At 40.8% G+C, this 12,685-nt stretch carries 10 protein-coding genes; 1 reads left to right on the top strand and 9 read right to left on the bottom strand.

Translation table 11 applies throughout. The features are described 5' to 3' along the window. Positions 1-4 precede the first annotated feature (4 nt). The 8 genes from mutY to PG766_RS13905 all read right to left on the bottom strand — a co-directional run bounded on the left by mutY (position 5) and on the right by PG766_RS13905 (position 9,501). Entirely contained in the window at positions 5-1,729 is a 1,725-nt protein-coding gene (gene mutY, locus PG766_RS13940; RefSeq protein ID WP_270591046.1) for an A/G-specific adenine glycosylase, read from the bottom strand. Between the two features lie 220 nt (positions 1,730-1,949). Beyond that, positions 1,950-2,333, bottom strand: coding sequence for a YcxB family protein (locus tag PG766_RS13935; RefSeq protein WP_270591044.1), 384 nt, complete (start codon positions 2,331-2,333; stop codon positions 1,950-1,952). Between the two features lie 529 nt (positions 2,334-2,862). Beyond that, positions 2,863-3,990: a coiled-coil domain-containing protein gene (locus tag PG766_RS13930; protein WP_270591043.1), complete on the bottom strand. Its 1,128-nt coding sequence runs from the start codon at positions 3,988-3,990 to the stop codon at positions 2,863-2,865. A gap of 232 nt (positions 3,991-4,222) precedes the next feature. Beyond that, the gene (locus PG766_RS13925) at positions 4,223-6,334 is read right to left on the bottom strand and encodes an efflux RND transporter permease subunit (RefSeq protein ID WP_270591041.1); all 2,112 of its coding nucleotides are present in this window, start codon (positions 6,332-6,334) and stop codon (positions 4,223-4,225) included. 245 nt (positions 6,335-6,579) lie between these two features. Then, a complete protein-coding gene (gene yajC, locus PG766_RS13920; protein ID WP_008373617.1) occupies positions 6,580-6,846 on the bottom strand; it encodes a preprotein translocase subunit YajC in 267 nt (88 codons plus the stop codon). A gap of 31 nt (positions 6,847-6,877) precedes the next feature. Next, a complete protein-coding gene (locus PG766_RS13915; RefSeq protein ID WP_117557451.1) occupies positions 6,878-8,053 on the bottom strand; it encodes a M20 metallopeptidase family protein in 1,176 nt (391 codons plus the stop codon). 56 nt (positions 8,054-8,109) lie between these two features. Further along, entirely contained in the window at positions 8,110-8,778 is a 669-nt protein-coding gene (locus tag PG766_RS13910) for a hypothetical protein (protein ID WP_022219995.1), read from the bottom strand. A 12-nt stretch (positions 8,779-8,790) separates the two neighbouring features. Beyond that, on the bottom strand, positions 8,791-9,501 hold the full coding sequence (locus PG766_RS13905; protein ID WP_022219994.1) for a DUF5058 family protein: 711 nt from the start codon (positions 9,499-9,501) through the stop codon (positions 8,791-8,793). 216 nt (positions 9,502-9,717) lie between these two features. Here PG766_RS13905 and PG766_RS13900 point away from each other — a divergent pair, with 216 nt between their 5' ends. Beyond that, a complete protein-coding gene (locus tag PG766_RS13900; RefSeq protein ID WP_117824519.1) occupies positions 9,718-11,340 on the top strand; it encodes a PucR family transcriptional regulator in 1,623 nt (540 codons plus the stop codon). Between the two features lie 829 nt (positions 11,341-12,169). On the opposite strand, the gene PG766_RS13895 is transcribed toward PG766_RS13900, so the two are convergent. Then, positions 12,170-12,646: an XRE family transcriptional regulator gene (locus PG766_RS13895; RefSeq protein WP_182438621.1), complete on the bottom strand. Its 477-nt coding sequence runs from the start codon at positions 12,644-12,646 to the stop codon at positions 12,170-12,172. Positions 12,647-12,685 lie beyond the last annotated feature (39 nt).

Raw genomic sequence — 12,685 nt, 5'->3', positions numbered from 1 at the left:
TCTTTTATTTCACCTTCCATGCACTAAACGCCGATGGCATGGAATATTCCTTTTGTATTTCTTCCGGATGTGCAAAGATCATCTCTTCTTTGCAGTTCTTCTCCAGTTCATCCACGATCACCTCATACGCAGTCATATGCCATTCAATATGGCTGAAAATATGCTTCGCATTCCGCAGCTTTTTCACACGGATCGGTGCAAGCCCGATAGATTTACTGTAAGCGGTTACTTCGTCCATCGTAAGCTTTCCGTCTAGATTCGGGAACTCATACATACCTGCAAGCAGCCCCTTATCCGGTCGTTTCCGGATTGCCACATGATCACCATCCTTAAAAATCAAAACGGTTCTCTCCTCAATCCTGCGCGCTTTTGCCTTTTTCTTCACCGGCAGTTCATTCTGGATTCCCAGCCTTTTCGCCTCACAGATTCCCGTAAGAGGACAGATTTCACACTTTGCCTCCCCATTCGGCACACAGACAATCGCGCCAAGTTCGATCAGCCCCTGGTTAAAATCCGATGCCGCATCTTCTGGGATCACCGGTTCAATCGCATTTTCTATCTTTGTCCTGACGGACGCTTTCATAATATCCGCATCGCTCGCCAGCAGTCTTGATACCACCCGGAGAACATTTCCGTCCACTGCCGGCTTTGGAATTCCATAGGCAAAAGAAGAAATTGCCCCTGCTGTATAATTTCCAATTCCCGGAAGCGCTTTGATCTCCTCATAATTTTCCGGAAATTTTCCTGCGTATTCTTCCTCGATCTTCCGCGCTGCTTTTTGCATATTGCGTACCCGGTTATAATATCCAAGCCCTTCCCAAAGCTTTAAAAGCTTATCCTCCGGTGCCTCAGCAAGATCTTTTACCGTTGGAAGCTCTGTCATGAAACGCTCAAAAAATGGCTTTACTGCTTCCACTCTCGTCTGCTGCAGCATAATTTCAGACACCCATACCCGATAGGCATTTACATGATGTCTCCACGGCAGATCCCGTTTCCGCTCTCTGTACCATTCCACAAGCAGCTCCGGTGCTTCATAAAGCTGTGGATTGGTAAGTACTACCGGAACTTCGTCCGCAATTGCAATGGAATCCTCTGTCACAAAACAGTCCTTTGCGATCACCTGAACTCCGTTTCCTGCTGCTTCCGCAAGAACATCTGCAAATTCTTTGTGCGTCCGTCTGTTTGGTGTAAAATAACGTACTCCTTTCATCTGGACCACAAAGAATACATACGCCTCGTATCCATCCTGTACCGCTGCTTCCAGCTCTTTTAAATGCTTCACCGCCCGCTCGCTCGGTGCATCCGGAAACCTTACCACGCCTTCTTCTTCCAGCGTAACCCCTTTCACTTCTATAAACGCTTTTTTCTCTTCATATTCCACATACAGATCAAACCTGGAATTCTTATAGGTAACTTCCGGTCTGACGACCTTCACATCCTTGAACCATCTCCCGGCTTCAATCCATTCCTGTACCACTTTGTTTGTCACCTGGGAATCCATATTGATCAGCCGGTCAGCTTTCCTGACACCGATCAGATCCCAGCCAGTCTTACGCTCTGCACTTTCAGACTTCTGGACAAGCACCTCTGCTCCCGGAACCAGAAGTTCCGCGCATCTCCCTGTATTCTTCACATGGACCGTCTCTTCTTTTCCATTTATTTCTATTTTTGCTATAAATCGATTAGGGCGCTTTAAAAAGCGCCCCTTTTGTATTCTCTCATATATCATATTATTGCTCCCGGTTTCCGGCTATCACAAGTGGAATCTGTTCATGCTCTGCTTTTCGGATATACTCTTTACTGATCTGCGAATCCGTAATGATCTTGTATACATCCTTAACCGGACAGATCACGGCTCAAATCCGCAACTCTTACTTTTCCATTTTCTGTTACTTTCTGTAATATATGATTCCGTCTTTCCTGTAACATTTTCCCCTCCACATAACAGACTATCTCAGATGTACTCTGACCGGTCCGAATTTTTTTGTTGCCAATGTCAAAATCGGTACAAACTTGTCCCCAAAATCCGGTTTTGGTACAATCAATGCCTTTTCTGTCTCATAATAAAATCCAATTGTCTTTGGTGTTGTAACTACCTTCTGGATCTGTTCCCATTCATAAGTTTCTTTTTTATCAGCAAACTCTACCTGGATACCTTCATCATTGAAAGTCATTTCATTCGGAACGTGATAACGTTCAATTCCTTTTACCTGCTTTTTAGAACGGTATTTCAGAAGCAATGGTGTATACGCAATAAACACAACCGCTGCCACCAGATAAAAAATAATCTGCACGGGTTTTATCTTTCCCATAGCCAGCATGATGATTCCCATAAAAGCAATCGCTGCTCCCAGAATATTTGTCAGAAAACCTGCCAGTTTCGAATAGGTATGCTATAACGTAAAGTCAAACAGGTATGTATCTGTCATCCGAACTGTAATTTTTTCTTCCGTAAACGCTTTCCTTTCTTTAATAGTTTTCACCCTTTCGTTCGACAACTATTCTCTATAAAACAAAAGTCCTCTTATATTGTAACACACAAGAGGACTTCATTCCATAAACAAATTATAACATTTTATTCCTCCGGTGCAGCTTCACCTGTACCTTTGTAGTGAGCCCATCCTTCCGGTGAGTAAATACCTTTCTGTTTCTTCTGCATGGACTCTTTACAGGACGTGCTGCATGGGATGCAGATAAATTCGACAAGCTGATACGTGACGCTAAGGCAACCTACGAAGCACAGTAACCGGACTTCTCCAGTACAAAGCAAAATATGCTTTTTCGATTCACTGAAAATACATATCCCATTAAATTCAAAAGCGGGGCAGTAAAAGGTTTGTCCTTTACTGCCCCGCTTTTCTTTTACCAATCTGTATACAGATCTATATTTCCGGATCCACTTCCGGTATCATATACTTTTCCAGCACCAAGTGACGTCTCTACAACTGTTCCTCTCGGGTAATCATCACTTGCCAAAACAATGTAACCATCGGCATCCCTGATTGTTCCGTCACTTGCTATATGGCGTCCTGGGATCGCAAGCCCTCCTCCCGGAAGTACCTTCTGAGAATAGTAAGTCTCGGTATGTCCATTATACCAGATCCTTCCCTTTGACGGGGTAAGACCGCCTGATGGGATCACATAGCCACCGCTTCCGGAATTGGAAGAATCGGAACTAGTATTATTCGATGAATTGTTGTTAGAAGGATTATTATTGCCAGAAGAACTGTTATTCCCCGCTGAACTGCTGTTCCCGGAATTATTGCCCGCAGATGTATTATTTCCGGCGGAAGCTGACGCCTGCTTTGTCTCTTCCTGTGCCTTTTTTGCCAACTGCTCATCCGCTTTTCTCTGGGCTTCCTCCTCCTGCTTTTTCTGTGCCGCACGTGCCGCCTCAAGCTGTGCATTTACCGTGGCAAGGTCTGTCGAAGTCTCTTCTGCTTTTGCCTGCAACGCTGCCTGTTCACTGTCCAGCTGGCTTTGCAGGTCAAGCAGTTCCTGCTGCCTGCTTTTCAGTTCAGCCTCCTGCTCTTCAATACCTTCACGTACTTTCACCATATTCTCCAGCATATCCTTATCGTACTTTGTAATATTCTGGATAAAGTCTACACGGTTCAGGAACTCTCCCATACTTTTTGCTTCACATATCATAGAAAGCAGTGTATCCGAACCATTTTCATACATGTACTTAATTCGAGTCTTCATGTTTGCATACTGTACTTCCTCGTTATTACGGGAAATCTGGAGCGATGCTTCCAAACGGAATACTTCATTATTAGACTCTTCAATTTTCACTTCTGTCTCAGCGATTTCATTGCTGATCGTAACCAGATCCTGGTTGATCCCTTCCAACTGACTCTGTAGATTACTGGTCTTATCTTCGAGGCTGTCCACCTCTTCTGCATGTACCGACATCCCCGACAGCGCGATACCGAATGCACAGATCAGAGAAAGTCCGCACTGTACGATTCGTTTTTTCTGCATTTTCATAAATGTAATCCTTTCTTGAATGTTTTGGGGTAACACTAAGATAGTATATACTATTTTAATCAAAAGAACAACCTTCTATTTTCTGGAAAGGTCTGTACACAGCCATTTCTTCCCATTTTCAACGTACAAAAAGCTTCTTCAGATGCCATTTTTCTCTAAGTGTATGACAGCAAAAAGGAACAGGCTTTTTGCTGATTTCAATCAGTTAAGCCTGCTCCCTTTTCAGCAGAGCCTATGCTGTCGGCTCTACAACTGTTTTACTTTTATCTTTTTTCACTCTGTATCCAGCAGTTGTTCTGCAGATGACCGGATCAAAGATCAGGAACATTGCCGGAAGGACAGTCAGTACTACGATCACACTGATGATCGCTCCCCTTGAAAGAAGTTCACAGATAGAACCGATCATATCAACCTGTGTATAACAAGTCACACCAAATGTTGCCGCAAAAAAGCTCAGTCCACTAGTAATGATCGATGGCATACTGATTCTGTGTGCAATCGCAACAGATTCTTTCTTACTTTTGCCTTTCATACGTTCTTTCTGATATCTGGTCGTCATAAGGATTGCATAATCAACGGTTGCTCCCAACTGGATTGCTCCGATAACGATACTTGCAACGAACGGAAGACTCTTGCCCTGATAGAACGGAATCGCCATATTAATCGTAATCGCAAACTCGATAACCGAAACCAGAATGATCGGAAGCGAGATGGATTTAAATATAAGCAAAATGATAATAAAGATTGCTGCGATTGAAATAACGTTAACCCTTGTCAGATCGATGTCTGTTACATCCTGCAGGTCTTTCATCAGTGGTGCTTCACCGATTACCATTCCAGACTTATCATAGGATTTTACAATCTTATCAATCTGTTTGATCTGTTTGTTGACCTGCGGAGTTGCAGACTCATACTTGGTACATACAAACATCAACTCGGTATCCTTACCCTGAAGCATACTCTTTACATCATCCGGGATCATCGATTCCGGAATAGAAGATCCAACGATGGAGTTAAGTCCAAGTGTCCATTTTACACCTTTGACATCATCAATTTCACTCATCATTGCCTTTTTCTCTTTGGCATCCATGTCTTTATCTACCATAACTATATGCATTGTACTCATATCAAAGTCATCTTTCAGTTCACTGTTTGCCACATTTGATGGAAGTGACTGTGGAAGTGACTGTGCAATATTATAATAAATTTTTGTATGATTATTGCCATAAATAGCAGGAATAAGCAAGATCAGGAAAGCAACGATCCATACTTTGTAATGTTTGGTGATAAATGTCGAAACCTTATCCATGCTCTTGATCAGCGGTTTATGCTTGGTTTTTTCAATCGGTTTATCAAAGATAAGAATCATTGCCGGAAGGATTGTTACACAGCAAAGCACTCCAATGATAACACCTTTTGCCATAACAATACCAAGATCACGACCAAGTGCAAATGTCATAACACAAAGAGCTACAAATCCTGCTACTGTGGTGACAGAACTTCCTACAATGGATTTGAATGTATTAGAAATCGCATGTCCCATCGCACGGTTCTTATCTCCCGGGAAACGGCGCTTGTTCTCTTCGTAGCTATTCAGCAGGAAAATGGAGTAATCCATCGTAACACCCAGCTGCAATACCGCCGTCAGCGCTTTTGTAATGTAACAGATCTCGCCAAGGAAAATGTTACTTCCCAGATTATATACAATTGCTACACCTATACTGATCAGGAAAAAAATCGGTACCAGGAAGGATTCTCCGGTAATTTCCAACACCAGAAAAGAAAGAATTGCCGCAATTACAACATAAATCGGGACTTCTTTCATTGCTACATTCTTGATATCGGCTACAACACCTGTCATACCTGCAATAAAACACTGTTTGCTGGCAATCTTACGCATCTCACCGACTGCATTCATTGCTTCGTCAGATGAAGTCGTATTGTCAAATAATGCGAGCATCAGTGTCGCATCTCCGTTGTAGAAGGCTTTTCTCAAATCGGATGGAATCATCTCTATCGGCAGTGAAAGATCTGCCACATCACCATACCATAATACTTTTTCGACATGATCAACCTTATTAAACTGATCTGCCAGCTTCTGGATATCTTTCATGTCCGTATTCTCTACAACAACCATAGCGAATGCACCCATACCATATTCATCCACCATAACGTCCTGTCCTTCTACTGTTTCCAGTGATTCCGGAAGGTAACTGAGCAAGTCGTAGTTAATTCTTGTCTTCGCCATTCCAATAAATGACGGAATCAAAAGCAGTATCCCCAGTAACAAAATTATAAATCTGTGTTTTGCTATCCATTTTCCCGCTTTGACCACAATAATCATCTCCCTGTCTTTACATTTTTATTCTATAGAATATTATACAAAAAAATGACTGATGGTCAATATCAAATAGTCACAATAATTTCATAATTAAAAAATGAATTTTGGTCATTTTTAGCATGGTTGATTTTTTATTATTTTCCAAAAACTATAAACTACAAAAAAACTGCTACTGGCAGTTTTTCTTGTACACAAACATACTAAAAAGAGTGTTTTTCTATAATATACCAGAAAAACACCCTTTGCTCTTATTTACGAATCGTAGATACAGAATAGACCAGAATTTTCATACAGATTTCTTTTTCCGGATCAATCTCTACTGTAAGGATTTCACCATCCCGTTCTTTTACTGTTGCGATAATCCCTCCCATTGTAAGAACCTCATCTCCAACCTTGATTGAATCATGGAGTTCCTGCATTTTTTTATTCTTTTTCTTTCCCGGAACTACCATCATAAAATAGATCACTACAAACAATAGTACCGCATACAATAAAATCATCATCTGTGCATTCATACTCTTATCCTGCCTTTTTTGCTTTATTATACTACTTCAGATAAGCTTCTACAATCTTTACAAACATTGCTGATCCTTTGTAGAGCACGTCTTCATCTACATTAAAGTGTGGATTATGATGAGGAACATCCGTATGCTTTACCGGATTAGAAGAACTAAGGAAGAAAAATGCTCCGGGTACTTTCTGTAAGTAGTATGCAAAATCCTCTCCTGCCATATTTGGTGCCGGAACTTTACTTACAACATCCTCTTCACCTACAACTTCTTTTGCGGCTTCAGTTACAAGTGCTGCCATCTCATCATTATTGATTACCGGAGGTGCTCCCCAGTCCATCTCAACTTCTGCTGTTCCTCTGAATGTTGCTGCTGTACTCTTTGCAATCTCTTCAATTCGTTTTGCAAGGTACTGTCTTATTGGCTCTTCCAGTGCCCGGATCGTTCCTTCGATTTCTACTTCGCTTGGAATTGCATTATAAGCAACACCACCATGGAAATAACCAATTGTTACAACTGCAGCTTTTACTGCGGAAACTTCACGTGCAATGATTTCCTGCAGGTTAATTACAATATGAGACGCCATTGTAATCGGGTCTGTTCCTTTTTCCGGAGTAGAGCCATGACAACCTGTTCCTTTTACATGGATCACAAATCTGTCAAATGACGCCATACAGCATCCAGGAGTAACAATTACCTTTCCTGCAGGGATATCTTTGTTGATGATACTTCCGATATGCTGTCCAAATACAGCATCTACACCATCCATTGCACCATCTTTGATCATAATCTCTGCGCCTTTGGATAATTCTTCCGCGGTCTGGAACAGAAGTCTTACATTTCCTTTAATTTCTGCTTTGTGTGCATTCAAAACTTTTGCAGCTCCAAGAAGCATTGCGATATGATTGTCATGTCCACAGGCATGCATCAGACCTTCATGTTTGGACTTATAATCGACATCATTTGCCTCCGTAATCTTAAGTGCATCCATATCTGCACGAAGTGCAACCGTCTTACCTGGCTGCCCACCCTTGATTTCTGCAATGATACTGCTGTCTGTTCCTGAACATTTATAAGGAATTCCGAGTTCATCCAATTTATCTGTTACATATTTCTGCGTTTCCGGAAGATCAAAACCAAATTCCGGAATCTGATGCAACTCTCTTCGTATTTTTACGAGTTCTTCCTGTAAACCTTCACATTCTTTCCACATACTCATGCTTATTCCCTCTTTTCTCTATGAATCTTTTGCTTTTTATTCATTTCCCACTAAGCAGTTTTCTTTTCTTTTACATATAACAGTCTTGCAAATCCAAGGCTTCCGAATACAGACACAACGATAAGTACCCATGCCGGAGGAGCGATCGTAAATTTAAGGATAAGCGGAAGTCCCATACCAAAGATGGCAACTTTAGGATATTTCAATGCATAGGTTCCAAAAGTTCCTCCGAAAATTGCACCTGCTGCATATTTTGTAAGAGCGGATACAATAACATCTGGAAGTACGGATACAACTGCTGATCCTACTAAAACAGCTGCTGTTGTAGCGATCAGGTTTGTAATAATAGAACCACAGATTGCCATTGTAGAAGCCACCTCTGCCTGAAGCGTTCCCGGTTCACTCTCCGTCGTTTCAAGAGCCATTGTTGCACATGGAACTCGCATGTTACCGATATTTCCTGAAAGGAAACTTAAATATGTACCAGTAAGTCCAAGAGCTGCATAGTAAGAAATTGGTTCAACAACATAGAATGCACCAAATGATAATGCAACCATTCCCCATCCTGCAAGTACTACTTTCGGATCCGGCCAGCAGTTATAGGTAATACACAGCCAGATAACCGGTATAAATGATGTAAATGCTGCGAGCAGGTTTGTAGGAGTACCGATTCTAATACTATTCTTTTTCCATTCTGACATTAATTCTTTATTTTCCATAATCATACCCTCCTATGCTCCAACTGCCATATCATAGATGATTGCAAATAACATTCCGATGATCATTGCAATACCAAGATTGTACTCTCTGATTTTTGGAACTTTCTTTGCTACAAATTTTTCAAGGATTGCCATTCCGATAATACCACCGGCAACGGCTGCTGCATTTCCCCATCCTTTACCAATTTCGTTGACATCCAGATAACCGAAGATACCAAGTGAACAGGCCCCACTCATTACAACCAGCCATTTTGAATCGCCACCGCTCATCTTTGTTCTTAAGTTTTCAAGTGCAGGTGTAAAAAGACCTGTTACAACCAGCCATCCGGCTCCGTTGAGTGCCATTACGAACCAGCTGACAGCCATAACTTTCAGTGTAAATCCAGCTCCTCCAAGCTCTGCGCCTGCCGCCTCAGCACCAAGCGTTGCTGCAGTAAGCTCTGTCGGTGCTGCACCAATGATGGAAAGTCTCTGCCATGCCATTGGACCTCCGATCGAAGTCATAAGACCAACCATTACGATAAATACACCAAGTGCAGGTCCGATTGCGGAAATGAGACCGACTCTGAATGCTGTCTTCGGCACTGTTGCCGGAATGTTTGCCTTCACTGTCATTTTCTTTGCCATTCGGATATAAAGAACAGCCTGGACAAATGCAATTGCTACAGTAATACCACAAAGCAAATACACGATCATTGAATTAGAAATCTCTACATAATCCATATACTCTCTTCCTTTCTTCTTTCATGTTCCTTTTTTGTTATCCAGTTTCCTCTTGTTGATGATAAGTTTACAACTTAATAACTTTGCTTTCTATATATATCATGTACAAATTTATCTTGATTTTTTTATATTCGACATCATTTTTTTGTATTTGTGATATAATTATTTTATCAGTTTTTGTATTTAAGATACAATTTTATTACAAGGAGACTAAAAATGACTGTCGAAGAACTATTACAACTGCCAACTATTAAGGGATTAAAACTTATTTCCGGAAATCTCGGTGTACACAGAGAAATCTCCACAGTAACCGTCGTTGATACTCCGGATGGCTTCCAGTGGTTAAAAGGAAATGAAGTTGTGATCACAACGACCTATGCCCTGGAAAAGACGCCTAATTCTTTTCTTGATTTCATCAGCAAGCTGTTGTCAAGAAATATCAGTGCACTAATTGTCAAATCGGACCGGTACATAAAGGTTATTCCGGAAAATGCCAAAAAACTTTGTGATGAAAAAGCTTTGCCACTGATCTACTGTCCGGCAATCTACGCATTTGCCGACATTATCAATCCAACCCTGTCCGGAATTATATCCAAACAGGCGGAGCAGCTAAAAGAATCTTCCAAGATTCACGAGAGTTTCCTGGAACTGGCAATAAATGACCGCTCTATCCATCAAATTTTGCAGACACTGAGTACTCTGATCCAGGAACCGACTGCCTATGTTGATACTGTTTTCCACAAAGTATATTTTTCTGAAAATGTAAGCGAGGATAGTCTTTATCTGAAGGGATTATCATATGAAATTATTTTAAATGAATACCGAGAAAAATATCAGTGTATCGACGTTGTCAATAAAGAGCAGAAATTTGGATATATTATGCTTCTTTCTGACCGTTCTGACCGGACATATCCGGATACTGACTCCAATATCTACAAAACAGCGATTGAATATGCCAGTATCGTAATTATCCTGCGTATGCAGATCCGAATCAGTAACCGGATGATCGAAGAGAAATATTACTCTTCTTTTGTAGGTGATCTAATGCTTAACAACGTCAAAACACGTGAAGAGATCAATACACGTGCCCATTTATACGGCTGGAATCTGGACGGCGGCGGATTTGTTGCGATCATCGATATAAACAATATTAAAAAGTATTATCTGCGTAATCTGGATACCGGAACAAATGAAAAGCTTCAGAAATATACAGACCAGATTTTTGATACTTCTATTAAGTATATCAAGCAGGCATTCCCTTCCACTATTTATTATTCACAGAGTGACTTTATTGCCTTTCTGATCACTGGAAAACTGCCTGTCAGCGCCCGTAAAACCCTTGCAGATACATTCAGTCAAATCCAGCACAGTCTGTTGAACGCCGTTCCTTTTACTATTTCAATGGGAGTTGGAATGTATGTAGATGACATTATCAATATTCACAACAGCTACCAACAGGCAAAGCAGGTCATCCAGACTGTCTATCAGATTCAGCAATTTAACCGTCTGTTCTTTTATGATCAGATTGGAATCTATCGCTTATTATTTTCTATTTCATCCAATAACGAGGCAATTGAATTCTGTGATAAATATGTAAAGCCTCTGCAGCAATACGATGACCAGCATCATGCAAACCTGATTGAAACACTACAGTCTATCATCAACTGTGGATGGAATTTAAAGCTGGCATCTGAAAAGCTTTTTTTACATTATAATTCTGTGAAATATCGGTTTCAGAAAATTTGTGATTTACTTGAAATTGATTTGAGAGATAATTCCAGACATACGGAAATAGAACTTGCTCTTAAGATTTATTTGATTCAGAAAAATCAGATATAGCGTGGGATTTTTCGACTGACTCATTCAATCGCGGGATTTTGCCCTATAAATAAGCAAAAAAATACAGGGAAGAATGCAAGCACTCTTCCCTGATATTATTTACTTATTTGCACGGCTCAATGCCATCACGAATATTACTCGATGATTGTAGCAACACGTCCTGATCCTACAGTACGTCCACCTTCACGATACTTTAATCCCGTTTTATCTCATATTTTTTATGGTTTTCTCTCCAAAATATAGTGAAAAACGGCTGAATTGCACCACCTATTTTGATTTGCCTGATTTCTTGGCACCGTTTTGGCACCGGAATCCCTGGTCGAAAAGATTCTTTTCTACAGTTGCCCTACTCTCATCTGTCAACTTCATATTACGCCGACAGTTTCAAGCTGTTATAATCAGAATATGGGTGCTACCATAACGGTAGGCGGTTAGTCCTTCAACAGAGGGTTGCAGAGTGCCAGTGCACTCGTTTTGCAACGACCGAAGTGAAACGGAGACCTGTGACCCTCTGATTACATAGAAACCTGTAAAGGAATCCAGTGGAAAGGAGGGCTAAGCCAATGAGTATTATTGACTTCATAGCAGTAGTGAGCTTCGGCTTAACCTGCTTTAGTATCGGATATACATTAGGCAAAGATAATCATAAACCACAAAAATAACCGCCCTGGTCTGGTAAACTAAGCGGTTATCTTTGATGATATTCTAAATAGTAAAACGGACTAACCGTCTATCGGTAGCACTCTTTTTCTATAATCATATTAGCACGCATCTGTGAAAATGTCAAAAAGTTCTTTTTCCATAGTATGTAATACGAATTTGAAAATACTTATAAGCCGAAAAAATACACCAGTACCAGATTGATCACAGCAGCTCCACCAAAAGCAACAACTGCAGTTACAACTAATTGCATAGGTTTTGGGAAATTTTCGAACACAAAAACTTTCCTACTCTTGCTCCGCACCTTGCTTAAAGATCCTGTCGTAAATGCTGCCATCATTATGACTGACACAGATACCAAGGTCTCACAATAGCCGGCAAGCTTTCCTAACACATCATTATACATATATGCACCTGTTTCATGCAGAATCCAGTATAGAACCAATGCACAAACTCCCATGACACTTTGGAGCTTCATTTCCTTAAAAATCTTCTCTTTCTCTGTAGTTGCATAATCTGACATTGTTTTAGCAATTTTTCTTTCTTCTTCGTTCATCATCTCGCTTTTCCTTTCTCCACTGATAATCTCAGGAATGCTGATATCATAATAATCTGCAATATCCACAAGAATACTGATATCCGGCATATTGTTTCCCGTTTCCCTTAATTAAAGATATTGTTTGGT

Source organism: Coprococcus sp. LG101-27, from assembly GCF_027695515.1.
In the GTDB taxonomy this organism is placed as follows: Bacteria; Bacillota; Clostridia; order Lachnospirales; family Lachnospiraceae; genus Allocoprococcus; species Allocoprococcus comes.
Note: the sequence above shows the minus strand (reverse complement) of the source record. Positions and strands in the feature narration are given on the sequence as shown.

Excerpts from the sequence above, each read along its gene's own strand:
- mutY (WP_270591046.1), bottom strand. The coding sequence starts at position 1,729 with ATGATATATGAGAGAATACAAAAGGGGCGCTTTTTAAAGCGCCCTAAT.
- PG766_RS13935 (WP_270591044.1), bottom strand. The coding sequence starts at position 2,333 with ATGGGAATCATCATGCTGGCTATGGGAAAGATAAAACCCGTGCAGATT.
- PG766_RS13930 (WP_270591043.1), bottom strand. The coding sequence starts at position 3,990 with ATGAAAATGCAGAAAAAACGAATCGTACAGTGCGGACTTTCTCTGATC.
- PG766_RS13925 (WP_270591041.1), bottom strand. The coding sequence starts at position 6,334 with ATGATTATTGTGGTCAAAGCGGGAAAATGGATAGCAAAACACAGATTT.
- yajC (WP_008373617.1), bottom strand. The coding sequence starts at position 6,846 with ATGAATGCACAGATGATGATTTTATTGTATGCGGTACTATTGTTTGTA.
- PG766_RS13915 (WP_117557451.1), bottom strand. The coding sequence starts at position 8,053 with ATGTGGAAAGAATGTGAAGGTTTACAGGAAGAACTCGTAAAAATACGA.
- PG766_RS13910 (WP_022219995.1), bottom strand. The coding sequence starts at position 8,778 with ATGGAAAATAAAGAATTAATGTCAGAATGGAAAAAGAATAGTATTAGA.
- PG766_RS13905 (WP_022219994.1), bottom strand. The coding sequence starts at position 9,501 with ATGGATTATGTAGAGATTTCTAATTCAATGATCGTGTATTTGCTTTGT.
- PG766_RS13900 (WP_117824519.1), top strand. The coding sequence starts at position 9,718 with ATGACTGTCGAAGAACTATTACAACTGCCAACTATTAAGGGATTAAAA.
- PG766_RS13895 (WP_182438621.1), bottom strand. The coding sequence starts at position 12,646 with ATGCCGGATATCAGTATTCTTGTGGATATTGCAGATTATTATGATATC.